The 24,932-nt window shown below is 33.6% G+C and carries 21 protein-coding genes; 12 read left to right on the top strand and 9 right to left on the bottom strand.

Annotated features, from left to right (window positions below):
* The first annotated feature begins 257 nt into the window (after positions 1 to 257).
* Together H0V01_06075 and H0V01_06070 are read left to right on the top strand one after the other, a co-directional pair.
* Entirely contained in the window at positions 258 to 857 is a 600-nt protein-coding gene (locus tag H0V01_06075; protein ID MBA2582939.1) for a tRNA (guanine-N1)-methyltransferase, read from the top strand.
* A gap of 48 nt (positions 858 to 905) precedes the next feature.
* Positions 906 to 1,694, top strand: coding sequence for a hypothetical protein (locus tag H0V01_06070; GenBank protein MBA2582938.1), 789 nt, complete (start codon positions 906 to 908; stop codon positions 1,692 to 1,694).
* Positions 1,695 to 1,831: 137 nt separating this feature from the next.
* On the opposite strand, the gene H0V01_06065 is transcribed toward H0V01_06070, so the two are convergent.
* The gene (locus H0V01_06065) at positions 1,832 to 3,085 is read right to left on the bottom strand and encodes an aminotransferase class I/II-fold pyridoxal phosphate-dependent enzyme (protein MBA2582937.1); all 1,254 of its coding nucleotides are present in this window, start codon (positions 3,083 to 3,085) and stop codon (positions 1,832 to 1,834) included.
* Positions 3,086 to 3,270: 185 nt separating this feature from the next.
* On the opposite strand from H0V01_06065, the gene bamD reads away from it, so the two are divergent.
* The 6 genes from bamD to H0V01_06035 all read left to right on the top strand — a co-directional run bounded on the left by bamD (position 3,271) and on the right by H0V01_06035 (position 8,682).
* Complete coding sequence (bamD, locus tag H0V01_06060) at positions 3,271 to 4,074, top strand: outer membrane protein assembly factor BamD (protein ID MBA2582936.1); 804 nt, start codon at positions 3,271 to 3,273, stop codon at positions 4,072 to 4,074.
* 12 nt (positions 4,075 to 4,086) lie between these two features.
* Entirely contained in the window at positions 4,087 to 4,425 is a 339-nt protein-coding gene (locus H0V01_06055; GenBank protein ID MBA2582935.1) for a DNA-directed RNA polymerase subunit omega, read from the top strand.
* An 82-nt stretch (positions 4,426 to 4,507) separates the two neighbouring features.
* On the top strand, positions 4,508 to 5,713 hold the full coding sequence (gene coaBC, locus H0V01_06050) for a bifunctional phosphopantothenoylcysteine decarboxylase/phosphopantothenate--cysteine ligase CoaBC (protein ID MBA2582934.1): 1,206 nt from the start codon (positions 4,508 to 4,510) through the stop codon (positions 5,711 to 5,713).
* Entirely contained in the window at positions 5,706 to 6,611 is a 906-nt protein-coding gene (locus tag H0V01_06045) for a DUF4835 family protein (GenBank protein MBA2582933.1), read from the top strand. The genes coaBC and H0V01_06045 overlap by 8 nt, the downstream gene beginning before the upstream one ends.
* Positions 6,612 to 6,709: 98 nt before the next feature.
* Positions 6,710 to 8,368, top strand: coding sequence for a DNA repair protein RecN (recN, locus tag H0V01_06040; protein ID MBA2582932.1), 1,659 nt, complete (start codon positions 6,710 to 6,712; stop codon positions 8,366 to 8,368).
* A gap of 65 nt (positions 8,369 to 8,433) precedes the next feature.
* Entirely contained in the window at positions 8,434 to 8,682 is a 249-nt protein-coding gene (locus tag H0V01_06035; GenBank protein MBA2582931.1) for a hypothetical protein, read from the top strand.
* 102 nt (positions 8,683 to 8,784) lie between these two features.
* Here H0V01_06035 and H0V01_06030 read toward each other — a convergent pair whose 3' ends face one another.
* The 5 genes from H0V01_06030 to H0V01_06010 all read right to left on the bottom strand — a co-directional run bounded on the left by H0V01_06030 (position 8,785) and on the right by H0V01_06010 (position 13,185).
* Positions 8,785 to 9,522, bottom strand: a complete 738-nt coding sequence (locus H0V01_06030) for a shikimate dehydrogenase (protein ID MBA2582930.1) — start codon at positions 9,520 to 9,522, stop codon at positions 8,785 to 8,787.
* Positions 9,523 to 9,602: 80 nt separating this feature from the next.
* The gene (locus H0V01_06025; GenBank protein ID MBA2582929.1) at positions 9,603 to 10,520 is read right to left on the bottom strand and encodes a DUF368 domain-containing protein; all 918 of its coding nucleotides are present in this window, start codon (positions 10,518 to 10,520) and stop codon (positions 9,603 to 9,605) included.
* A gap of 73 nt (positions 10,521 to 10,593) precedes the next feature.
* Complete coding sequence (locus tag H0V01_06020; GenBank protein ID MBA2582928.1) at positions 10,594 to 10,911, bottom strand: rhodanese-like domain-containing protein; 318 nt, start codon at positions 10,909 to 10,911, stop codon at positions 10,594 to 10,596.
* Between the two features lie 8 nt (positions 10,912 to 10,919).
* Complete coding sequence (locus H0V01_06015; GenBank protein ID MBA2582927.1) at positions 10,920 to 11,708, bottom strand: phosphosulfolactate synthase; 789 nt, start codon at positions 11,706 to 11,708, stop codon at positions 10,920 to 10,922.
* Positions 11,709 to 11,766: 58 nt separating this feature from the next.
* Positions 11,767 to 13,185 (bottom strand): tetratricopeptide repeat protein, encoded by a 1,419-nt coding sequence (locus H0V01_06010; GenBank protein ID MBA2582926.1) that lies wholly within the window; start codon positions 13,183 to 13,185, stop codon positions 11,767 to 11,769.
* Positions 13,186 to 13,371: 186 nt separating this feature from the next.
* Here H0V01_06010 and glmM point away from each other — a divergent pair, with 186 nt between their 5' ends.
* From glmM to H0V01_05990, 4 genes are all read left to right on the top strand, one after another.
* Entirely contained in the window at positions 13,372 to 14,778 is a 1,407-nt protein-coding gene (glmM, locus tag H0V01_06005; GenBank protein MBA2582925.1) for a phosphoglucosamine mutase, read from the top strand.
* A gap of 11 nt (positions 14,779 to 14,789) precedes the next feature.
* The gene (locus H0V01_06000; GenBank protein MBA2582924.1) at positions 14,790 to 15,917 is read left to right on the top strand and encodes a cysteine desulfurase; all 1,128 of its coding nucleotides are present in this window, start codon (positions 14,790 to 14,792) and stop codon (positions 15,915 to 15,917) included.
* Between the two features lie 404 nt (positions 15,918 to 16,321).
* Positions 16,322 to 18,556: a gliding motility-associated C-terminal domain-containing protein gene (locus tag H0V01_05995; GenBank protein ID MBA2582923.1), complete on the top strand. Its 2,235-nt coding sequence runs from the start codon at positions 16,322 to 16,324 to the stop codon at positions 18,554 to 18,556.
* Between the two features lie 129 nt (positions 18,557 to 18,685).
* Positions 18,686 to 19,447 (top strand): MBL fold metallo-hydrolase, encoded by a 762-nt coding sequence (locus tag H0V01_05990; protein MBA2582922.1) that lies wholly within the window; start codon positions 18,686 to 18,688, stop codon positions 19,445 to 19,447.
* Between the two features lie 144 nt (positions 19,448 to 19,591).
* Here H0V01_05990 and H0V01_05985 read toward each other — a convergent pair whose 3' ends face one another.
* Genes H0V01_05985 through H0V01_05975 form a run of 3 tightly spaced genes read right to left on the bottom strand, consistent with a single transcriptional unit; the run spans position 19,592 to position 24,927 of the window.
* The gene (locus H0V01_05985) at positions 19,592 to 21,697 is read right to left on the bottom strand and encodes a tetratricopeptide repeat protein (protein ID MBA2582921.1); all 2,106 of its coding nucleotides are present in this window, start codon (positions 21,695 to 21,697) and stop codon (positions 19,592 to 19,594) included.
* Positions 21,698 to 21,747: 50 nt separating this feature from the next.
* Positions 21,748 to 23,862 carry a SpoIIE family protein phosphatase gene (locus tag H0V01_05980; GenBank protein MBA2582920.1) on the bottom strand — a complete coding sequence of 705 codons (2,115 nt, stop codon included), beginning with the start codon at positions 23,860 to 23,862 and terminating at the stop codon, positions 21,748 to 21,750.
* 54 nt (positions 23,863 to 23,916) lie between these two features.
* Positions 23,917 to 24,927, bottom strand: a complete 1,011-nt coding sequence (locus H0V01_05975) for a glycosyltransferase family 2 protein (GenBank protein ID MBA2582919.1) — start codon at positions 24,925 to 24,927, stop codon at positions 23,917 to 23,919.
* Between the last annotated feature and the right edge of the window lie 5 nt (positions 24,928 to 24,932).

The raw sequence follows: 24,932 nt of genomic DNA, 5'->3' as shown, positions 1-24,932 counted from the left end.
TGTCATAGCTTGGAATAATAAGCGGACCAAATACCCCTGAATGAGAAATTTTTTCCCTTTTACATTTTAATGTAATTTTATATGCTTATTGACAAAAAAAAATGTCGTTTTTTTTGTAATTTATTGCATTTTACTTTTATATGCCAATAAAATCAGCTATTCTGTGTTATTTTTTTTTACAATGGTTAAAATTTAACAAGCATATCCGAGTTATATAAAAACATTGAATGAACCTAGTTAAGAAGCCAATTAAACCTATGAAAAAAATTAATAATTATATACTCCTTCTTGCCGTACTTTTTGTTTGCCCATCAGTTTTTGGGCAGAATAATGCAAAGGAATCTCTTGAAAGCGGCACACTTAGTAGCCAGTTTAATTACATGATTAATAATTCAAACCGGTACATGGATTTTAAAGTGATTAAAATGGCATGGTTGGAAAAATACAGTTCCAACGTTTCTGATTCTTTGAATTTGTTGAGAAATGAAATTCTTGGAGCTCAAAACAGGTTGTTGGTTCAGGTAAATGAAATTGAAGTATTAAATACACAATTAAAAAATTTAAGTGATGATTTAACTTCAATTGAAAACGAAAAGAATAGTATTGAACTTTTAGGCCTGCAAATAGATAAAAACAAATACATTAATACATTGTGGACCCTATTGGCGGTTTTAATTATTTTGTTAATTGTTTTCATTTTCAGGTTCAGAAGGAGCAATTTATTAACCCTGGAAAGTAAAAATTTACTTGCTGAAATCCGTGAGGAATTTGATGGTTACCGGAAAAGAGCATTGGAAAAAGAGCAAAAACTAGGGCGTGAACTTCAAAACGAGCTAAATAAAACAAAGCGCTTTTAATTCTGCAATTTACATGGAATGGATTTTGTTTAATCAAAATAAAAAACCATGCCCGAATTACCAGATGTAGAGCAATTCAAAAAATATGCAGATTCTACAATAATGAATCAACAAATAAAGGATGTTGAATTCATTGACAAGAGAATGATTGCATTTTCAGAGAAGGCCATAAAAAAAACGCTTAAGGAACATCAATTTATTAATTCAAAGCGGATAGGAAAATTCTTGTTGTTAGAAACAGATGATGAAATGCACAAGTGGCTTGTTCTTCACTTTGGAATGACAGGAGAATTGGAATATTTCAAAGATAAAAAAACGCCAAAGTATGCGCGCATGCTTATTCATTTTAAAAATGGTTATCATTTATCTTTAAATGATCCAAGATTACTAGGAAAAATAGACCTGGCGGATAATCCTGAATCGTATCAAAAAAGGAAAGAATTGGGTGTTGATGCTTTAGATGTAAGTGAAAAGCAATTCAAAGAAATTCTGGGTAAAAAAAAGAGCCGGATTAAACCCACTTTAATGAATCAGCATCTAATTACAGGAATAGGCAATGTTTATGCTGATGAAATCCTGTTTCAGAGTAAAATTCATCCAACCACAAATATTGATGCATTAAATAATAAAACCTTAGGTGACTTGTATAAAAATATGCAAATGGTGTTAAAAACCGCCATTAAAGATAATGCAGATCCCAAAAAATTTCCGGATAGTTTTTTAATTCCCAATCGAAGAACAAAGGGAAAATGCCCAAATTGTGCTGGAAACATTAAGAAAATAAAAGTAGCAGGTAGGGGAACTTATTTTTGCCCATCTTGCCAGGGAAATGGTTGATTTGTATTTGATTTTCTTTACCCTAATAACCAAATCTTAAATTTGATTCTTTTTATTGGTTATTGGGTTTTCTAATTGTATTTAATAAAAAAGAGCTACCTTAAATTAAAAGGCAGCTCTTTTTAAAAACAAACAAACTAAGAGGCCAATGAAGAAGTAATAGATTGTGCCTGATAATGGCCAGCTATAAGTTTTTCATAAATTTTCTTAAAGGTTTCTATAGTGTATCTAACATCTTCCAAAGTATGAACAGCCGTTGGAATTAAACGTAAAATTATTTGTCCTTTAGGAATTACCGGGTACATAACAAGTGAGCAGAAAATATCATGATTTTCCCTAAGGTCAATAATCATGTTTGTGGCCTCGGGAATAGTCCCGTTAAGGCAAACAGGAGTTACGGGTGAATTTGTTTTTCCAATGTCAAAACCTGCATTTTTTAAACCTGATTGAAGCGCAGTGGTGATTTCCCAAAGTTTATCCTTTAATTCAGGCTGGTTTCTTATTAATTCAAGGCGTTTCAATGCACCAATAACCAATGGCATAGGAAGGGTTTTGGCGAAAATCTGAGATCGCATGTTGTACCTTAAATAATCAATAACCTGTTCATCACTTGAGATAAAACCACCGATTAGGCCGAAAGACTTTGCAAAGGTTCCAAAATAAACATCAATTCCATCCTGAACTCCTTGAGCCTCACCTGTTCCTGCACCAGTCTTTCCCATTGTTCCTAAACCGTGTGCATCATCAACAAAAAGCCTAAAAGAAAATTTCTTTTTTAGTTCAACAATCTCCTTTAGTTTACCCTGCGCACCAGACATGCCAAAAACACCTTCTGTTATTACAAGAATTCCACCGCCTGTTTTATCAGCCAATTTAGTGGCTCTTTCCAATTGCTTTTCAAGGTTCTCAATATTATTGTGAGGGTATACAAAACGTTTACCCATATGAAGTCTTAAACCATCAATTATACAAGCATGAGACTCAGAATCATAAACAACCACATCATTCCTGTCCACAAGAGAATCAATGGCAGAAACCATTCCCTGGTAGCCGTAATTCAGAAGGATGGTATCTTCTTTTCCCATAAAAGCGGAAAGTTCATTTTCTAATTGCTCATGGTAATTGGAGTTCCCGGACATCATGCGCGCTCCCATTGGATATGCAAGTCCGTATTGAGCCGTGGCATCAGCATCAGCTTTTCTCACTTCAGGATGATTTGCTAAGCCAAGATAATTGTTCAAACTCCAAACAAGTCTTTCTTTTCCTCTGAAAATCATTCTGTTTGATATCTCTCCTTCCAATTTTGGAAAAGTAAAATATCCGTGAGCCTCTTTGGAGTACTTGCCCAAAGGCCCTCTGTTTTCTTTGAGTTTCTCAAAAATGTCTTTCATATTTGCTTTAAAAAAAATTATTTTTTATATTAATAATGCACAAAATTAGTTTATTATTAAATCAAAGGCAAGTAATTGCAATTTATGTTTTTAGAATTGCGTTATGTCAGTCAAAATAAAATGCGATTAGAAAATCCTTATATATACCTATAACCCAATTGAAATTTATATTATATTTGCAGTCTATGCTTAAAAAATCATCCAGTTTAATTGTTTTTTTGTTTGTTATTGCTTTGGTTTCTTCATGTAGTGATTATAATAAGCTGCTAAAAAGCACCAATTATGAACAAAAATATGAGGCAGCCATAAAATATTATGAGGAAGGAAGCTATTTCAAGGCTTATCCTTTATTGGAAGAATTAGTTTCGTTGTATAGAGGAACAGAAAAGGCAGAAAAAATTTATTTTTATTATGCCTATTGCAATTATTATTTGGATGATTATGAATTGGCAGGTTATCATTTCAAGAATTTTGTAAAAACATATCCAACAAGTAAATATGCCTTAGAGGCATTGTATATGAATGCTTTAACTTATTATATGAATTCCTCAGACCCCTCTTTGGATCAGACTAATACGTATAAAGCAATTACAGAATTACAATATTTCATCAATAAGTACCCTGGCTCAGAAAAAGCTACCGAAGCGGCAAAATATATTGAAGAACTTCGGGATAAATTAGAAATAAAGGCCTTTAATATTTGTAAACAATATTACCGCACAGAGAATTACAAATCAGCAATTGTGTGTGTTGAAAACAGCATAAAGGAGTTTCCCAGCAGTAAATTCAATGAAGAGCTAGAGTTTATAAGCCTTAAGTCAAGTTATATTTATGCCATTAACAGTATTGAGGCAAAAAAGGGCTTACGTTTACAGACTACCATTGAGTTATACAATAATTTTATAGATCATTATCCTCAAGGTGCTTTTACAAAAGAGGCCAAAACAATTCATGAATTTACAACAAAGGCAATTAATAAACAATCCTAATTCTTAAACAGTATGAATTTTAAAAAAACAAACGCAGAGCAGTCAACCGTAACCAGAGATTTTCCAGAATTGGATGCACCAACTGGCAATCTATACGAATCGCTTGCATTGATTTCTAAAAGAGCAAATCAAATTAGTTCAGAATTAAAGGAGGAGTTAACTGCTAAACTTGCTGAATTCGCTTCTTCTACTGATAATCTTGAAGAAATTTTTGAAAACAGGGAGCAGATTGAAATTTCAAAATTTTATGAGCGTTTGCCAAAACCAACTTCAATAGCTTTACAAGAGTTTTTGGAGGATAAAATTTATTACAGAAATCCTGCAAAAGAAATGCAGGAAGGTGAGGAGTAAAAATTTTCTTTTTTATATTTTAAAAAGTCTAATGAATAAGCATTTTCTGAAAATGGTTCTCATTAGACTTTTCTGATTTTTAATTATGGTATTGAAGGGAAGAAATATTCTTTTAGGTGTAACAGGCAGTATCGCTGCTTATAAATCTGCTTTTCTTGTAAGAGAACTGGTTAAGGAAGGAGCAAATGTTAGAGTAATTATGAGTTCAGCAGCTAAGGAATTCATTACCCCATTAACCCTTTCAACATTATCTAAAAATCCTGTTATAACTGAATTCTTCGGTGATCAAGGAACCTGGAACAATCATGTAGAGCTTGGAGCCTGGGCAGACATTATGCTTATAGCACCAGCATCGGCCAATACCCTTGCTTGCATGGCAAATGGTGTTTGTAATAATATGTTGATTGCAACCTACCTTTCAGCAAAATGTACTGTGTATTTTGCTCCTGCAATGGACCTTGATATGTATGCCCACGAATCCACCAAGGAAAACATTAAAAAACTAACTGCTTTTGGCAACATTATAATTCATCCTGGAACAGGAGAACTGGCAAGTGGACTTGTAGGGGAGGGAAGAATGGAAGAACCTACAGAAATTGTACGATTCATACATAAACGTTTACAGCAGGATTTGCCATTACTTAACAAAAAGATATTAATTACAGCTGGTCCTACCTATGAAGCCATAGACCCTGTTCGGTTTATTGGAAATCACTCCTCTGGGAAAATGGGATTTGCTCTTGCCCTTGAGGCGCAAAAACAAGGGGCGGAAGTGACTTTGGTAAGTGGACCGGTTGCACTTGGAAATATAGCTGGAGTAAAAAGAATTGATGTTGTAAGTGCCCAAGAAATGTTTGAAAAATCCACTGCTCAATTCATTGACGCTGACATTGCCATTTTATCAGCAGCCGTTGCTGATTACAGGCCAAAGTTTATTTCAGATAAAAAAATTAAAAAGACTGAATTAGGGTTGGAGTTGGAACTTGAACCAACAAAAGATATATTAGCGGAGTTAGGAAAAGTTAAGAAAAGCAATCAAATCCTTGTTGGTTTTGCCCTTGAAACAAACAATGAAAGGGAAAATGCAATGAAAAAGCTGGTGAATAAAAAATTGGATATGGTTGTTTTAAACTCTTTAAATGATAATGGTGCCGGTTTTAAGCAGGACACGAATAAAGTAACAATTATTCATAAAGACAATAATTTTAAAGAATTCGGGTTGAAAAGTAAGCAAGAAGTTGCCAGGGATATTTTACATGAAATAGTATCAATTATCAAAAATGCGTAAATTAATTTTTGTATTCTTATTCCTAATTGCCACTGCAGTTTCTTCTCAGGAGCTAAATTGTACCGTTCAAGTACTTTCCCAACAGGTGCAAGGTACAGAAACCAGGGTTTTTCAAACACTTGAAACTGCCATTTTTGAATTCATGAACAATACAAAATGGACAGGGGATGCATTTACCATGGATGAAAGGATTGAATGCAGTATAATGATAAATGTAACCGAGCGGATTTCCAATGATCAGTTCAAGGCAACGATGTCTATTCAATCCCGCAGACCTATTTTTAATACTTCATACAACTCTGTAATGCTTAATTACAATGATAATGATTTCACCTTTAAATACCTGGAGTACCAGCCTCTTGAATTTTCCTTGAATGCATTTAATTCCAATCTTACTTCAGTTTTAGCATTTTATGCCTATATAATTATTGGATTGGATTATGATTCTTTTGCACTTCAGGGAGGTACTCCTCATTTTCAAAAATCACAGACAATTGTAGCTAATGCTCAGGGAACGGGTGGAAATGAGGAGGCTGGATGGAAAGCGCATCTGAGTATAAAGAATCGCTATTGGTATGTTGAAAATATGATTAATTTAACTTTTGAGCCTATTCGCTCTGCCAATTATATCATTCATCGCAAAGCACTTGATAAAATGTCTGAGAATATGGATGAAGCCCGACTTGAGGTAATTAATGCTCTTGAAGGACTAAAAACAGTTCATAAAATAAAGCCTACTTCTTATAATATGCAAATGTTTTTCAATGCTAAGTCCGATGAAATGGTTAGCATTTTTACAAAGGCCATGCCTGCTGAAAAGCAAAAGGCTGTGCAAATATTATCAGAGATTGATCCTGGAAATCTCACAAAATATCAAAAGATACTTACAGCAAATTGATAATTTTTCATTATCATTCCGATTGTTGTTAAATTTCTAATTCCTGCTAAAGTTTAAAACTGATTTTTACTTAGCTTTGCTTGTAAAATCTCTCAACCATGCTAAGGCACTTATCCATTAAAAACTATGCGCTCATTGATAACCTTGAAATTGAATTCGACAAGGGTTTATCTATAATAACAGGTGAAACGGGAGCGGGAAAATCAATACTTCTTGGAGCAATCGGACTTATACTTGGCCAAAGAGCAGAATCGCAAGTAATTAAAGATGCTTTTGAAAAATGTATGATTGAGGGTACTTTTGAAATAGGAGCCTATAAATTAAAAGGCTTTTTTAAGGAGAACGATCTTGATTATGCCGACCAAACTATATTAAGGAGAGAAATTAAACTTAATGGTTCTTCCAGGGCTTTTATAAACGATACCCCTGTTAACCTTAATCTTCTTAAAGATTTAGGATACAGGTTAATAGATATTCATTCACAACATCAAAACCTATTATTGACCGAGGGTAAATTCCAGCTGGAACTAATTGATGCTTATGCCAAGAACAATGATTTAATAAAGGATTACCATGTTGATTACCTTAATTTAAAAGAAGTTCAAAACCAATTTCAAGAACTTCAAGACAAAGAGAAAAGCATTAAGGCGAGAAGGGATTATATTTTATTTCAGTACGAGGAATTAGAGAAGGGTAACCTTCAGGTTGGGGAGATAGATAGAATAGAACAGGAGTTAAATATTCTAGAAAATGCAGAGGAAATTAAATCAGCATTAATTTCTGCAAAAAACAGTCTTTCGGAAGCAGAAATAAACTCTATTTCTTTGCTAAAATCAGCAAAACATCAGCTTTCCATAGCAACCAAAATTAATCCTGATTCTGAGGAATTATTCAAAAGGATTGAAAGTACTATTATTGAGCTTTCTGATATTAATATTGAAATAGAGAATCAGGAAGAAAAGATAGTATATGATCCCCAAAGGATAAATGAATTAAACAACCGCCTGAACTTTCTTAATGGATTAATGCAGAAGCATCAGTTGAAAATGGATACTGAGCTTATAGAACTGATGAAAGAGCTTGAAAAAGAGCTTTTGGTTATTGATTCTTTAGATACTTCAATTGAGAAATTAAATCAAAAAATAGTTGAACTAAGTTCAGCTATGGAAATTAAAGCAAAATTAATAGGGCAGAGAAGGATTGCTGTTACTGGGAAATTGCAGCAGGAAACGGAAAATATATTAGCACGCCTTGGAATGGTACAGGCAAGGCTTAAAATTGAGATTTCCTCGCTTTCAGAGTTTACAGCTACCGGGAAAGACAAGGTTACTTATTTGTTTTCAGCTAATAAAGGAGGTAGTTTTAATGAATTGAGTAAAGTTGCATCAGGAGGAGAAATGTCAAGGCTAATGCTTGCCGTAAAAAGCATCTTGGCAAGGATAAAGACACTTCCTGCCATTATTTTTGATGAAATAGACACAGGAGTTTCAGGTGAGATTGCAGGAAAGCTAGGGAATGTTTTGGAAGAAACAGCTTCAAGTATGCAGGTAATAACAATAACCCATTTACCCCAAATAGCTTGCAAAGGAATTAATCACTACGAAGTTTATAAATATATACAGGGAAACAAAACCAATTCGAACATCAGGCTTTTAAACAAGGAAGAACGAATTACAGAAATCGCAAAAATGTTAAGTGGGGAAAAACCCTCTGCCATAGCCCTTGAAAATGCACGCGAGTTATTGAAAATCAATTAATATCTCTTTTATATTTGTTGAAATTTTCCTCTATTAATTAAGGAGTTTTTTTATTAAATTTCGATATGATATTACCGGGAGAATTTAAAAAGCTACCCCTTGATAAAAAATACGAGTTTGTGAAAAACAATGGTGATTTTATAGCAACACGTTATTATCAGGGCTTTGAGGTACATTTATATGGCATGAAAGATTTTTATGTGGAGGTATGGAAGCGCTTTGGTTTGGATTATATTGAATGGATAGAAGTGGTAAATTCAAATGCAACTTTAAGAAGTTACTTGGGTAATATTAATCTGGATGATTTGTTTTAATTCCAAATAAAAATATTAGTGTTTGACAAGCTGGTTTTAATTTGCAATTATTAAAAAGCCTTGCTTAATTAATTGAATTTAACGCATTTAATTTGAGCATACTTACTTAAAAATTTCCCAGGATTTTTCTGCTTGTAAATGCAGCATAGAAATTCCATTCATTGTAAGCGCACCTTTTTCCTTCCCTTTTTTTAAAAAAACAGTTTCCTCCGGATTGTAAATAAGATCATAAAGAAAATGTTCGGAAGTTAGGTCAGAATAAGGAAGATCAGGAAAATATTCCGGATGTGGAAACATTCCCAGTGGGCTTGTATTTACAATTAAAAGGTGTGCTTTAATTACATATTCATTTATATCCTGGTAAGCAATTGAATTGGGTTTTCCAGATGTTCTTGAAACAAACAAACAATCAATACCAATTTGCTTTAATACAAATGCCACAGCCTTTGAAGCACCTCCGGTTCCCAGTATTAGTGCCCTTTCATGTTTTGATTCAAGAAAAGGTTTTATGGATTGCTTAAATCCATAAACATCGGTATTGTAACCCTTAAGCAGGTTTTTATTTTCCTGATGAATGATTTTGATGCAGTTTACTGCTCCGGTTTCCTGTGCAGTTTGATCCAGGACATCTAAAAATGGAATAATTGATTGTTTATAAGGTATGGTTACGTTTAAGCCTTCAAGCGTATTGTTTTTAATCAGGGCAGGAAATTCATCCAGAGTTTTAAGTTCAAATAATTCATAATGGGCAGCTATTTTTTCCGTAATGAATTTTTCCTGAAAATATTTTTTTGAGTATGAATGTGAAAGAGGATAACCTATAAGGCCGTAATGGTTCATGGTTTTTAGAGCAAAATTGAAAAATGTGGAATTACTAATTCCTAATAATAAAGCATATTTCTGGTTGGAGAAATTATTTATTAAGCAACGAAAGATTCTTTTCTAATTAATTTTGCCGGCAATTTTTTTTCAATAAATTTTTCCAAAAGATATATGATCAGAAAACCGAATATAAATAAAAGCAAAGCAGCAGCAAGATAAGAGGGTTCATTGTAAATTTTTTCAAAATCTCCTGGTAGAACATTTTCCTGTAAAAAAGGGACTTCAATTCCTTTACTGTTTATGCGCCATTGTAAAGTTTCTTTCCAAGGCCATACTTTATTAAGTGATCCCATCATAAATCCTGCAAGAAGACCAATAGTAATATTACGGTATTTGCTAAAGGTCCAGGATAAAAGGTGAGAAAAACCAAGTAAGCCGGAAATACAACCAGCAATAAAAACCAGGATTACAGTAATATTCAAATCTTTAAGAGCGGAAAGAATAAATTCATATTTGCCCATCAAAAGCAAAATAAAACTGCCAGAAATCCCAGGAAGAATCATTGCACAAATTGCAATTGCGCCAGATAAAAAAACAAACCAATGTGCGGTAGTTGTTTCAGCGGGACTGATTATTGTAATTGTGTATGCAATAGCGGTTCCGATAAAAACAGAAGCTAAAACACCTGGAGTCCATTTTTTTATGTCTGAGGCAACAATAAAAGCAGAGGCTAAAATTAAACCAAAGAAAAATGACCAAAGATGTATAGGAAAATTCTCAAGAAGGAATAATATAGCTCTGGCAAGAGATAAAATACTAATAGCAATTCCGATAATAAGTGCAGCCAGAAAATTTCCATTAATTGCTTTCCAAAAATCTTTAATGCCTGATTTAAAAAGTATTTTAACAGCTTTTAAGTTTAATGATTTAATAGAATTCAGCAATTCTTCATAGATTCCTGAAATGAAAGCAATTGTTCCTCCAGATACTCCTGGAACAACATCAGCAGCTCCCATTGCTATTCCTTTTATTCCAATTAAAAGGTAGTCAATATATTTTCTTGTTTGATTGTGCAAAATAAGAGTTTTATTAATATTTTGGAACTGAAGGATCTATTTCATCTGACCAGGAAAGAATTCCGCCTTTAAGGTTATAAAGATTATTGAATCCAAATTGAGAAGAAAGAAGATTAACCATATTAGCTGAGCGTCCTCCGGCTTTACAGTGAATAATTACGGGTTTATCCCTGGCAATTTTATCAAGATTTTCAATTATTTCACCCATTGGAATATGCAATCCTCCCATTGTTGAAGTTTCAACTTCATAAGTTTCCCTAATATCAATGAGTTGAAAATCTTTTTTGGTATCAATAAGTGATTTTAATTCTTGTACAGTTAATTCTTGCATGTGGAATATTAATTGTTTAGTGGATTCTCAACCTTTTTTTCCGTAAGGAAATTAAAAAATGTATCTCCTCTTAGGCCTAAACGCAAGGTTTCTAAGGGTATTACATCATCATAACCTATATTTCCAAGATTTACGTTGGCTCCAATAAGCTTAATGAACCATGCTTGCTGGGATTTTTGTGGTGTTTCCCAAATTATTTTAGAACATGGAACTTTAGAAAGAATTTTATTGACCAGTAAGGTATGTGCATGTCCATTTGGACGATAGATACCAACGTTTCCACTTTCTCTTGCCTCGGCAATTACTTTCCAGGATCCCGCCTGTAGTTCTGTGTTCATCATTTTAACCCATTTTCCAGGGCTAACCAATATCCCAGCTTCTTTTGATCCAACTTCTGATACTACGGTGTAATCTTTAGCCAATTGAGAAATATATTCACATTTTTTTCCATGCTCCAGAATAATTGATCCATCGGAAACTTCCACTGTATCAAGTTTGAATTTATCAACAAGTTTACGGTAGTCCTCAAACATTCCCCTGATTATAAATGCTTCGAACAATGTTCCGCCTAAATAAACTTTTATACCTGCATTCTGATAAAGTTTAATTTTTTCTTTTAGATTTTCTGACATGTAAGAGGTGCCAAAACCTAATTTTACAATATCTGTAAGCTTACTGTTCATTTCAAGAAAATCTTCGGTCTGGCGTAAGCTTAGTCCTTTATCCATCATCATGGTAAGGCCGTTTTCCCTTGGTTTTAGATCCCTTTTGGGTATATTGGGTAAAAAATAATTCATTCCCTAAATAATTTAAAATGGCTAAAAATTAAAGCGCAAAGTTAATATTATTTGTCTGTTATGACTTATGAGAAGTGAGAATTTCCTGTAGAAGTTCATTGTTCTTTAATTCGGGAGCATAATCAAACAAGCTTACATTATTTTGAAAATCAAGGGAAAGTCCTGATTCAAACATTCCCAGGGCATCCCCTACAAGCCCGTGTTTTAATAGATAAGCTGTAATTCTATAGTAAAGTGATGAATCAGGATTTATTTGGTTTTGTTTAATTCCCCTGTAAATGATATCAAGGGCAAGAACCGTATCACCTGTTTTGAAATGCATGTCGGAATAATCCAACCAAATATCATTGTTATCAGCATTAAATTCTATAACTTTTTCATATGCATGCTGAGCCTCTTCGTTGAATCCCCTCTTTTTTTGGAGATCACCCAGAATATACCAATATTCAGGGTTTGTTTTGTCAATTTCAACACCTTTTTTTAAGAAATGAACACTTTCATTTTGCTTTCCCTGTTCATCCAGCACCATTCCAATGCCTATCCATGCATCAGCAAGGAATGGATCGAGTTTGCTCGCTTTGCGGTAATAACTAATGGCTTTGCTGTAATCATTTAGTTTTTCATAACATTCCCCGATATAATAATAGGCAAGAGCGTCAGGCTCCTCATAATTAAAGGTTTCCTTATAAACTTCAATTGCCATTTCATATTCTTCGAGTGCCACAAGAGAATTTCCTTTATTAAAATAAGCAGAGGAATAATTAGCATCAATTGCAAGGGCAAAATCATATGCATCAATTGCCTTTTCATACAATTGTTGTTTACTAAAGGCCACACCAAGATTAAACCAAGCAGAGGATGAATAGGGATGAAGGTTGATAAAATCATGGTAGTATTTAATACTGTCTTCTGGTTTGCCTGTTATTTCAAAGCAAAAAGCCAGTTCGAAAAGCGCGGATTCATTTTCAGGATTAACATCAAGAGCCTTTTTTAAATGAGAAATTGCAAGTTCATATTTTCCCATATTTGTGTACTCAAATGCAATATTCAATAGGATATCATCGATATCTTCCTCTGCGAATTCAAGGGCCTTCTTAAAAGCTTCCGCAGCCTTGTTATGCTGCCTTAATTGGCTGTAAATATTTCCTCTTGTAAAATGAAGTTCAATGTTGGTTGGTTCAATGTTTTCCAGTTTGCTAAGTAAATCAAGTGATTTCTGGGGTTTGTTGGTTGCTGCCAAAAGCTGTCCTTTTCTTAACAAGAGAATAAAAGAATCAGGATGCTGCAAGAGTGCATATTCAATAACATTGAAGGATTTCTTTATGCTGTTTTGTTCTATGTAATGTTCTATGATATCCTCAAAATCATCAACATCAAAAAAATAATGTTCATTATTCTTAAGCATGTTTTCAAATTTTTCCACTATTTCCCTTGTCTCGTCCTTACTGCTAAAATAATCTTCTTCTTCTTCAAACATAAATAATGTGTTTATTGTTCTGATACAAAAGTAGTAAATTTTAAGGGATTTTTTTTTATGCAGGTATCATTTTATAAACAATAATTTCAACATAAAATTATGTAACTGAATTGTTGAAATATTTTTGTCGTTATATCGGACTGAAAAAGTTACTTTTGCAAGCAATTTTTTTAAACCGTATTTCATATGACATTAATAAAATCGATTTCAGGTATAAGGGGGACAATAGGAGGTAAACCAGGAGAAGGTTTGACACCACTTGACATAGTGAAATTTACGGCTGCTTTTGGAACAATAGTCAAAAATGCAACAGAAGGGAAAAACATAAAGGTTGTAATTGGAAGAGATGCTAGGATTTCAGGGGACATGGTAAATGATATTGTTACCGGGACTCTGATGGGCATGGGAATAACAGTTGTTGATTTAGGCTTATCCACTACTCCAACAGTGGAACTGGCAGTAAAGGGTGAAAATGCAGACGGTGGAATAATTATTACAGCTAGTCATAATCCAAAACAATGGAACGCATTAAAACTACTGAATAATGAAGGAGAGTTTATATCCTCAGCTCAGGGCGAAGTGGTACTTCAAATTGCAGCAGAAGAGAGTTTTAGTTTTTCTGATGTAAATACCCTTGGTAAATACATAAAGGATGAGAGTTATATGCAAAAACATATAGACATGATACTTGCTCTTCCACTTGTTGATATAAAAGCTATTAGCGAAAGGAAGTTCAAAATTGTTATTGATTGCGTGAATTCATCGGGTGGAATATTTATACCAGCCCTGCTCAAGGCACTTGGAGTTAGTGATGTTGTAGAAATGTATTGTGAACCGAATGGGGAATTTCCTCATAACCCAGAGCCTTTGCCGGAGAATTTAAGGGATATTTCAAAAAGTGTTGTAAAAAACAAAGCCGATTTAGGATTGGTTGTAGATCCAGATGTTGACCGCCTTGCAATTGTTTCGGAAGATGGTGAAATGTTTGGAGAGGAATATACTCTTGTAGCAGTGGCTGATTATATATTAAAGAATAACAAAGGAAATACTGTTTCCAATCTTTCTTCCACACGCGCATTACAGGATATAACAGAAAAAGCAGGTGGATTATATAAAGCCTCGGCAGTGGGGGAGGTAAATGTTGTTGAAATGATGAAGCAAACAAATGCTGTAATTGGAGGAGAAGGAAATGGTGGAATAATTTACCCTGAATTACATTATGGGAGAGATGCCTTGGTTGGCATAGCCTTATTTCTTACCCATCTTGCAAAATATGAAAATACGTGTAGTATGTTAAGATCAAGTTATCCTAATTATTATATTTCAAAGAATAAAATTGAACTTACTCCAGAAATTGATGTTGATATTGTACTGCAAGGGATTAAGGAAAAATATAAGAAACAACCCATTAACTCCGTTGATGGTATCAGAATTGAATTTGATAAGGAATGGGTTCATTTGAGAAAATCGAATACAGAATCTATAATTAGAATTTATGCTGAAAGCAGTTTGGAAACAACTGCCGATAATCTGGCTGAAAAAATCATTTCAGATATAAGGGATATAATCAGACATTCAAAAACAGAAGCTTAAAAAAGAAAAAGATGAAGGTTTACCTAGACAATGCTGCAACTACCCCTTTAGATGAAGAAGTTCTGGAAGCAATGCTGCCATTGATGAGGGATCAATTTGGGAATCCTTCGTCAATTCATTCATTTGGAAGACAAGTAAGAGCAGCTGTTGAAGATGCACGTAAAACAGTTTCTAAACTGCTAAATGTTTCTCCTGCGGAAATAATTTTCACTTCAGGAGGTACAGAAGCAGACAATATGGCAATTCAATGTAGTGTAATTGATTATGGAATTAAGCATGCCATAACCAGTCGTATGGAACATCATGCAGTGCTACATACACTTGAAAAACTTGCCAGTCGTAATGCCATTAAATTGAGTTTTGCAGATATTGATAAATCAGGGCATATCGACCTTGTACATTTGGAAGAATTGCTCAAGGAAAATCCAAAGAGTTTTGTTTCATTAATGCATGCAAACAATGAAATTGGAAATTTATTACCACTAGAGAAAGTTGGTGAAGTGTGCAGAAATTATGGAGCATTGTTTCATAGTGATACAGTTCAGACAATGGGACATTATTCATTCGATTTACAAGAAATTCCCATTGATTTTGTTACTTGTGCAGCGCATAAGTTTCATGGTCCAAAAGGGGTTGGTTTCCTTTATACCAACAACAAAGTGAAGATTAATCCTTTTATTTACGGAGGTTCCCAGGAGCGAAATATGAGGGGAGGAACTGAGAATGTATATGGAATAGTAGGTCTTGCAAAAGCCTTAGAAATTGCCAGCCGTGATATGGAAAAGCACCAGGAGCATATTCAAGGTTTGAAAACGTATATGATAGAAAAATTAAGATGCAATATTGCTGGTATTGATTTTAATGGTGATTGTGAAGGCAATTGTTTATACACAGTATTGAATACTTCTTTTCCTGAAAATAAAGCTGCTGAAATGCTGCTTTTTAACCTTGATATTAATGGGATAGCTGCTTCTGGAGGAAGTGCTTGTACTTCTGGTACTGACGTGGGTTCACATGTATTAAGAGCAATTAACGCTGATCCAAAACGCTCATCAATTCGGTTTTCTTTTAGTAAATACAATACAAAGGCGGAAATAGACTATTGCATAAGCAAGTTGGTGGATATTTTCAGCAAGTAGATACAAAATTGCCTCTAATTGGTCTTACTGTCTCTATTCCCCTGGTTATTTTCACGCAAAGGGCGCAAAAGACAATTTCATGCAAAGGCGCAAAGAAGTTTTCACGCAAAGGGCGCAAAGAGATTTCACGCAAAGGCGCAAAGAAGTGTCACGCAAAGAGCGCAAAGAGGTTTTCGCAAAGTTGTGTCCACACAAAGGGCTCAAAGAAGTGTATCGCAAAGGATGCATAGAGGTGATTTCATGGAAAGGGCATTTAGGAAAAGAAATCAAAAAATAAGGGCTTAATTTCCTTAATACTAGTGATTTTTTGATTCTATTGTCAGGTATACTGCCTTGTCTGTACACATTGATTTTCTAGCAAAAAATTCATAACTTAACTATTCAAACTGTTAAATTATGAGGCCATGGTACGACTCTTTTTCCTATTTATTTTAAATGTTTTTTTTGTTTTTTCTGCCCTTGCTCAAAAGGAAAATAATATATGGTATTTTGGAGAAAAAGCAGGGCTTGATTTTAATGGTGTAAATCCTCTGGGATTAATTGATGGTGAATTGAACACTTTGGAAGGCTGTGCTTCGGTTTCTGATTTTATGGGCAACCTGCTCTTTTACACTGACGGTGTTAAAATATGGAACCGGCTTCATGCTGTAATGCCAAATGGAGATAGTTTAATGGGAAATTACAATAGCACTCAATCAGCATTTATTGTAAAAAAACCAAAAGCAGATTCTGTATATTATGTGTTTACAACGGATCAATATGGAAAAATGTATGGATTAAGATATTCTGAGGTTGATATGACACTTAATGGAGGCCTTGGAGCAGTGACAATGAATAAGAACATTCCCATACATACTCCGGTTTGTGAAAAAGTAACAGCAATTAAACATGACAATGGAAATGATTATTGGATTGTTTCTCATCATTTTGGAAACAATACTTTTTACTGTTATTTGTTAAATTCAACAGGAATAAATTTAAATCCAGTTGTTAGTAATGTAGGATCTGCCATAATTGATTCTATTAATACAAAAGGCTATTTAAAGGGATCCTTGGATGGAAAGCGAATAGCTGCTGCAAATGCTAATATAGGGTTGGAGGTTTTTAATTTTGATAATGCCACAGGTTTAATAAGCCCTACTGTAATTATCAATAAATTTTTAACTGAGGAAAATGTATATGGGCTTGAGTTTTCACCCAATAGCAGGTTTCTGTATGTATCTTATAATTTAAGTCCCGGACGAATTGTTCAACTTGATCTATTAGCCGGATCAATGAATGAAATTAAAAATTCAAGTATTCTTTTAGATAGTTTGGGTAATGGCGGGGCTTTACAATTAGGACCTGATAAAAAAATTTATTGCTCAAAATTGAATGCTGCTTATGTAGGTGTTATTAAATATCCAAATGAGCAGGGGGTTAGCTGTGGGTATGTGGAAAATGAAGTTTTTCTTGAAGGGAGGGTTTCCAGGTTTGGCTTGCCTCCTTTATTGCCTTATGAAAACTTTTTTTTGGTTAATAATACCTGTTTGGGGGATATTACTAAATTTTCTTTAAACTCTTTATACTCGGTAGATTCAGTTAAATGGAATTTTGGTGATCCTGCCTCAGGAATATTGAACTTCTCTACAATGGAAAATCCATTTCATAAATATAACAGCCTGGGGAGTTACGAAGTTTATTTAGATATTTATAAAAAGGGAATAAAAGAAACCCTGATGCAAGTAATTCATATTTATCCTTATCCACCTTTATTTATTGGAAATGATACCTTGTTGTGTCCGGGTGATGTTATAATACTTGATGCCACCACACCCAATGGCCTTTATTACTGGCATAATTACGGATTTAATACACCAACTCTTAATGTTACCACCGAAGGACTTTATGGAGTTGATATAGAAGTTAATGGATGTAGGAAATCAGATTTAATTTTAATTAAATATATTTATCAACCCTTTGATCTTGGTGAGAATGTTTTGTTTTGTTACAATGAGCCGCTATTATTGGATGTAAATGCCCAGGGAGCATCGCACACCTGGCAGGATGGCAATAGAAATCCCTCTTATTTGGTTACAGAAAAAGGAAAATATTGGGTAACAGTAAAGCTGGATGGATGTGTAAATTCTGATACGATTTTTATTGATTATAATTCAATACCCACAAAAAATTTCAGTAATGACACCACTATTTGTGAAGGCGAGGAGATTTTGCTAAAAATCAAGCAGGATAATTTCAATTTCCTTTGGCAAGATAACTCCACAGCCGGTTCTTTTTTACTATCGGAGGCAGGGTATTATAGCGTAGAGATTTCAGATGATGATTGTTACTATTCGTATGAAATAAATGTAGAGGTAGAACAATGTGAACTGGAAATGCCCAATGTATTCACTCCCAATAATGATGGTATTAATGATAGGTTTGTTCCATTTGAAATTTTATTAAAAACCAAAGGGGAGTTATTCATTTTTAACCGGTTCGGATTAAAAGTTTTCGAAACAGAAAATTTGGTATCAGGATGGGGGGGAATGTGCAATGGGAGGCCCTGCAATGAGGGAACCTATTTTTGGGTTGTGAAATTTCAAACTCAAACGTATGGAGAATTGACAACAAAAGGTTTTGTAACGCTTTTAAAATAGAGGTTATGCTCAGGATTTAATGAATTTTTATTATTCCAATTTTAAATTTTAAATTTGAAAACTTAAAGTTTATCCTATTAAACCAGAGCGTTGACCAAAGCATACAAAACAGATGAATTGAAAAATGGAATGAAAGTAACTTTTTTAGGTACTGGAACTTCCCAGGGGGTGCCATTAATAGGTTGTAATTGTGAGGTTTGCATATCTGCTGATAACAGAGATAAGAGATTGCGGACCAGTATCCTGGTAGAAACAGATGGCAATACTTTTGTAATTGATACAGGTCCTGATTTCCGGCAGCAAATGTTAAGGGAAAAGGTTGAAAAAATAGATGCCGTTATTTTTACTCATGAACATAAGGATCATACTGCAGGGTTTGATGACATAAGGGCATATAATTTTTTGCTAAAAAAGAAGATTGATGTTTATGCTACCTTAAGAGTTCAGGAAAGTTTAAAAAAAGAATTTTCCTATATTTTTGCCGATGAGCAGTATCCTGGAATCCCACAAGTTACTCTTCACCATATTGAAAACAAACCTTTTAATATAAACCAAACAGAAATAATACCTATTCAGGCTTTTCATTTTAAATTGCCAGTTTTAGGCTTTCGCATTAAGGATTTCACATATATTACAGATGCCAATTCCATTGCTGAAAAGGAAATGGAGAAACTAAGAGGAACAAAAGTATTGGTTTTAAATGCATTAAGAAAAGAAGAGCATATTTCGCATTTTACACTCCATCAAGCGGTTGAACTTATGCATAGGATAAGACCTGAAAAAGGATATTTTACACATATAAGCCACCAGTTGGGCCTTCATGAAGAAATCAACAGGGAGCTTCCTGATTTTCTCAAGTTAAGTTACGATGGTTTGAAAATAGAAATTTAATAAACAGAATACCTTTAGAAACATTGTTGGTGTATAAATAAATAGGATAAAAAAGCTGCTCTAATATTATTCAATCTGAAAATAAAATCAGAAAAATCAATCCAATAAATTACAGGTAAAGAAGTTGGGAAATAGGCCTTTTAATTAAAGTCTGACTCCAATCATGCAAATATCATCAACTTGCTCCTCTTTGCCCTGCCATTTTTCAAATGTTTGGTTAAGCAAAATCTTTTGCTTAACCATATTTTTACTTCTTATGGCAATAAGTAAATCTTTTAATGGCTGGTATTTGAATTTTTTGCCTTTTAATCCGCCAAACTGATCGGCATATCCATCGGTAAAGATATAAACCAGGGAGCCCTTTGAAAGGGTAAAAGAATGGTTGGTAAAAGGTTTTTGTACTTCCTGAAATATTCCAATGGGTTGTTTATCTGCTTTTGTTTCTACAATGGTTTTTTCATTTGAATCATTGGCAGGGGGAATTATCCATAAAGAATTATTTGCACCTGCATATTCTACTTTATAATCCATATCATTTAGTTTCTCAATGGAGCATAAGGCAATGTCCATTCCATCTTTATTTTCACCGTTATAAGTTTGATTTAAGGCATTAATTACCCCATTTCTTAATAGTTCCAGTATTTTGGAAGGTTCATCTATTCCATTTTCATTTACTATTTGATTCAGTAATGAATTTCCAATCATGCTCATAAATGCTCCGGGAACTCCATGGCCAGTACAATCGGCTACTGCATATAAAATTTTCTTTTGGTTGTTTTTAATTATTTCAGAAATCCAGTAGAAATCTCCACTTACAATGTCTTTTGGTTTATAGAAAATAAAAACATCGGGAAAAAATTCAGAAAATTTTTCCTCCCCTGGAAGTATTGCTTTCTGTATTCGTTGTGCATATTTAATAGAATCTGTAATTTCTCTTTGTTTTTCTTCAATAATTATTTTTTGTTGTTTTGTGATTTTAAATCGGTTGAAAATGATAAACAAAAATATGCTCACGAGTATTAAAATGGCAATAATAGAACCGATAACAATGGTGTTTGTTTTTTGTTTTGCCCTTGATACTTCTCTTTCCTTTTCTTGTTGTTCTTTTAATACTGATTCTATTTTATCAAAATCAAACTGCATTTGTTGCTTCACAATATTGCTTCTGTTTTCTTCATTAACAAGGCTGTCTCTATAAACATAATAATTATCTAAACTAGTGTACGCACTTTCCCAATGTTTAGTAATGGTATCTAATATTCCTTTGTAAAAGTAATTGTCTCTTATAATTTCTTTGGCTCCGAGTTGGGTAGCAATAGAGAGTGATTTTTGAAAATTTATATTTGCCTGTGCATATTTTTTCAAATCGATATTAATAATGGATAATTGAAGGTAAACTCTTGCAATTAACAATTTATCTTCAATTTCAGTTGCCAGGGAAAGTGTGCTATCCATATACAATATAGCTTGAGGGAATTGTAAGGTTCGTTTATAATTAATTCCGATATTGAAATACGAATTCGATAATCCCCATTTGTCTCCAAGTTGCTCTCTTATTACTTTTGCAAGCCTTAAATAATACATTGAACTATCGCTTTGAGATAAATTTTCATAAACATTGCCAATATTATTGTATGTAAATCCAAGTGCTTGTTTATCATCCAGACTAAGTTGTATTGCTAAAGCTACCCGATAATTTTCCAATGCTTTGCTTTGATTGTTTTGGCTTAGATAAATATTCCCAATGTTTAAATAAGATTGTGCAACTCCAAATTGATTGTTCACTTTTTCCCTTATTTTTAATGCTTTCAAATGGTATTTGAGTGCTTCGGGAAGGTTTCCTAAATTCCAAAAAATGTTTCCAATATTATTGTAGGAAGCAGCCAAAGCAGGTTCATCACCCAACTCTTTTTTAATTTCAAGCGAAGCAAAATAATTTCTTAGAGCCTGTGTGTATTCCGCTTTTTGAGCATACACATTGCCTATATAATTTAGGGCCAATGCCTGGCCTTTTTTAAATTGAATTGTTTCAGATAATACTAAGGCTTTTCCTCCATATTGTTTCGCTTTTTCTGAATCGCCAAATAAAAAGTATTGCCAGCAAAGGGAGTTGTATATATTTACTTTTGTTGTATCCTGAATTTCGGTTTTTAACTCACGGTAAAGGGAATCAACTATTTCCTGGGATTGAGCGAGCACATTTTCAAATGAAAATAAAAAAACAAGAATAAGCAGCTTTATTAATTTCAATTGTATATAGTTTATTCGTTTTTTTATTTCTTCCAAGGGTATTAGATTTATTAAATTCTAATTCCAATTATCAAAATATCATCAACCTGGTTTAATTCTCCTCTATACATTTCAAAGGTATTATCCAGTAATTCTTTTTGTTCCTCCATAGCTTTATCCTGCATGGAAAGTAGAAGTTCCTGGAGTTGTTTATATTTAAATTTCTTTCCTTTTGGCCCCCCGAACTGATCGGCATATCCATCAGTAAATATATACACCAAATCACCTTTTTGAAGGCCAATTTCATTATTGGTAAAAGCATTGAGTTCACTGCCGGGGTAAACTCCTATTGGAAATTTATCTCCTTTTATTTGTTCTACTAAATTATTTCTAATCAGGTATAGAGGGTTTTGAGCTCCTGAGAAATTTAAAATCATTTTCTTTGTGTCAATACTAATAAGAGCAATGTCCATTCCATCCTTGTTTTCGCCTTGTTCTCCTTTTTGTTTTAGGGCATAAATAATTCCTTTTCTTAAATGCTCAAGAATTTCACTTGGTACTGAAATGTTTTTTTCATTCACAATTTGGTTAAGAAAAGAATTCCCAATCATACTCAAAAAAGCTCCAGGAACACCATGACCTGTGCAATCAGCGGCAGCAACAATGAATTTTTGTTGATCAAGGTGGTTACAGGAATTAAACCAATAAAAATCACCGCTTACAATATCTTTTGGCTTAAATAAAATGAAAGAATCAGCAAAGTATGCTTTTAATTTAGACTCTTCGGGTAAAATGGCCTTTTGGATCCTTTTTGCATAATTAATACTGTCGGTAATATCTTTGTTTTTATTTTCAATTTCTTCTTTTTGCTGGTTAATTTCAAAGGTTCTTTCTTTTACTTGTTTTTCCAATTCAATATTAACCGAATCCTTTAGCTTATTCATTTCTTCAAGCTTTTCAAGGGTTGCAGCCTGGGCATTTTCTTTTTCCATTTGCAAACTCCGGTATCTTCCTGCCATTGCAAAAGAAAGAAATATTACCTGAATGCCTGATCCGAATTTTAATGCATTTTCAATATAATGGTTGTTTTCAATCAGGTTCACATTCCCTGAAATAAAGGTGATTGCTCCCAGCATTAGAAAAACAAATGCAGTGAGGTAAAACAAATTAACTTTTACTTTCTTTTTTAATGCTAAAACCACAGCGGCTATTACAGTTAAATTTGAAAACAAAACAATAACATTTATAACAGGAAATATCATTGTATAAAGAAATCCCCGGGTAAATGAAACGCTTGCAATAATTAAAGCCACAAGAATAAACCCATTGAAAATTTTATTGAAAACAGGTAAATTATGCTTTGTATCTAAATAGACCTTTGCATGAAGCAGAACAAAAATAAGGCTTAGGCATGCAGTCAGGGGAACAAGTCTATGGCCTAGCCAGGGAGAATATGGAGTGATGAATTGCATGGTATACCCATCTAAAGAGAATTGCAAAAGGCCAACTGAAATAACAAATAACACGTAGTATAGAAAAGAATTTTCCTTAAGAGCAAAGTAAAAGAACATGAAAATAAGGACTACAAAGAACAAAACTCCATAAAAAAATCCGAATATATACTGTTCGTGGTAATCCTTAAGCCTAAGTCCTTCAGGCTTCCATAATTTTAGAGGCAGGGATAATACTTCACCATCGGTAAAGAGTTTGATGTAAATAGTGGCTTCATTGTTTGGATATAATGGAAGGCTGAAAAGTGTGGAACGGTGCAGAACATCCTTTTTATCAAAGTTTCTATCATCACCGGAAACTTTCATCCAATAATTTCCTTGTTTGTCAGGAAAGTATAATTCTGCAAGATTGGTAACAGGTTTGGCAGTTTCCAGGAAAAAATATTCAGGAAAATCTGAGCTTGATTTTAAATTGATTTTCAACCAATAATTCGAAGATGTAAAACCAATATTGAGGTTATCTGAATTTGTGTTTTTAAATTGATAATTATCAGGAAAGAGTAGGAGCGAATCAATGGTAATAGTTCTGTTTTTGTCCTCAAACACAGAGGCGTTTTTTCCAAGGGATAAATTTTCTTTAAAATTCCCACCATCAACGGGAATATAAACCAAATTAATTGAAGCCTGGATGCTAAATGGTATAAAAAACAATGCGAATAGTAATAATTTTTTCATCTTTTATACAATTCTTATCAGCTAAAATAAGTGATTTTATTAAACGTGCTCAATTTATTTATAAATTTCACTGAATTTTTTCTTTTGTTTTAAATAGTAATCCACTATGATACTACCTTTATAAAATCCTTGAAAATCTTGATTTTTAAATTCTTTCATCCTTTTTTTTCTCAGCTTTTTCACATTTGCATAAAAGCTGAGATGAGCTTTAATTACTGCAAGAAAATGGCTGAACTTTCCCTCAAATAAAAATTTCAATCCTGCAATACCATCTAAAACTAAACGAAAGCATAACAAAGGAATTAGTTTAAAGGAGGATAGGTTTTTGTATAACATGTAAAGACTGTTCCGGAAATTCAAAAAAGTCTTCCTCGGGCTTTTGTAATCCAGGGTTCCTCCACCCAGGTGATAAACGGTGGAGTAGGGGGTGTAATAAATTTTATATCCCTGGTTTTTTAAACGCCAACATAAATCTATTTCTTCCATGTGAGCAAAGAAATCGGCATCAAATCCTCCGGCATTTATAAAACATTTCGCTCGTATGAACATGCATGCACCCGTTGCCCAGAATATTTCCCTAATATCCTCATATTGACCGATGTCTTTTTCAGTAGTGTCAAAAATTCTTCCCCTGCAAAAAGCGTAACCAAAACTATCGATAAAACCACCGGCAGCCCCTGCATGTTCGAAATACTCTTTATTGGTGAATGATTTTATTTTGGGCTGGCAAGCGGCAATTTTTTCATCCCCATCCATTAAATCGATAATTGGTTTAATCCAATTTGGCGTTACTTCAACATCGGAATTAAGCAAAATATAATATTGGGCATTAACATGTTTCAGCGCATCATTATAACCCTTTGCAAAGCCTTCATTTGTGGAATTTTGAATGATCTTAATTTCCGGATAGTTCTCTTTAACAAAAGCAATGGAATTATCGGTTGAAGCGTTATCGGCAACATAAATCTCTGTGCCTTGCATATTATTGCCAAGTACAAAAGGGAGAAATTTTTCAAGATGTTGTTTGCCGTTCCAGTTTAGAATTACTATTGCAACTTTTGTCATTTGTA

It is taken from the genome of Bacteroidota bacterium, from assembly GCA_013696965.1.
In the GTDB taxonomy this organism is placed as follows: Bacteria; Bacteroidota; Bacteroidia; order JACCXN01; family JACCXN01; genus JACCXN01.
Note: the sequence above shows the minus strand (reverse complement) of the source record. Positions and strands in the feature narration are given on the sequence as shown.

Coding starts and splice junctions, on each gene's coding strand:
- H0V01_06075 (MBA2582939.1), top strand. CDS start 258: ATGAAAAAAATTAATAATTATATACTCCTTCTTGCCGTACTTTTTGTT.
- H0V01_06070 (MBA2582938.1), top strand. CDS start 906: ATGCCCGAATTACCAGATGTAGAGCAATTCAAAAAATATGCAGATTCT.
- H0V01_06065 (MBA2582937.1), bottom strand. CDS start 3,085: ATGAAAGACATTTTTGAGAAACTCAAAGAAAACAGAGGGCCTTTGGGC.
- bamD (MBA2582936.1), top strand. CDS start 3,271: ATGCTTAAAAAATCATCCAGTTTAATTGTTTTTTTGTTTGTTATTGCT.
- H0V01_06055 (MBA2582935.1), top strand. CDS start 4,087: ATGAATTTTAAAAAAACAAACGCAGAGCAGTCAACCGTAACCAGAGAT.
- H0V01_06045 (MBA2582933.1), top strand. CDS start 5,706: ATGCGTAAATTAATTTTTGTATTCTTATTCCTAATTGCCACTGCAGTT.
- recN (MBA2582932.1), top strand. CDS start 6,710: ATGCTAAGGCACTTATCCATTAAAAACTATGCGCTCATTGATAACCTT.
- H0V01_06035 (MBA2582931.1), top strand. CDS start 8,434: ATGATATTACCGGGAGAATTTAAAAAGCTACCCCTTGATAAAAAATAC.
- H0V01_06030 (MBA2582930.1), bottom strand. CDS start 9,522: ATGAACCATTACGGCCTTATAGGTTATCCTCTTTCACATTCATACTCA.
- H0V01_06025 (MBA2582929.1), bottom strand. CDS start 10,520: ATGGGAGCTGCTGATGTTGTTCCAGGAGTATCTGGAGGAACAATTGCT.
- H0V01_06020 (MBA2582928.1), bottom strand. CDS start 10,911: ATGCAAGAATTAACTGTACAAGAATTAAAATCACTTATTGATACCAAA.
- H0V01_06015 (MBA2582927.1), bottom strand. CDS start 11,708: ATGAATTATTTTTTACCCAATATACCCAAAAGGGATCTAAAACCAAGG.
- H0V01_06010 (MBA2582926.1), bottom strand. CDS start 13,185: ATGTTTGAAGAAGAAGAAGATTATTTTAGCAGTAAGGACGAGACAAGG.
- glmM (MBA2582925.1), top strand. CDS start 13,372: ATGACATTAATAAAATCGATTTCAGGTATAAGGGGGACAATAGGAGGT.
- H0V01_06000 (MBA2582924.1), top strand. CDS start 14,790: ATGAAGGTTTACCTAGACAATGCTGCAACTACCCCTTTAGATGAAGAA.
- H0V01_05995 (MBA2582923.1), top strand. CDS start 16,322: ATGGTACGACTCTTTTTCCTATTTATTTTAAATGTTTTTTTTGTTTTT.
- H0V01_05990 (MBA2582922.1), top strand. CDS start 18,686: ATGAAAGTAACTTTTTTAGGTACTGGAACTTCCCAGGGGGTGCCATTA.
- H0V01_05980 (MBA2582920.1), bottom strand. CDS start 23,862: ATGAAAAAATTATTACTATTCGCATTGTTTTTTATACCATTTAGCATC.
- H0V01_05975 (MBA2582919.1), bottom strand. CDS start 24,927: ATGACAAAAGTTGCAATAGTAATTCTAAACTGGAACGGCAAACAACAT.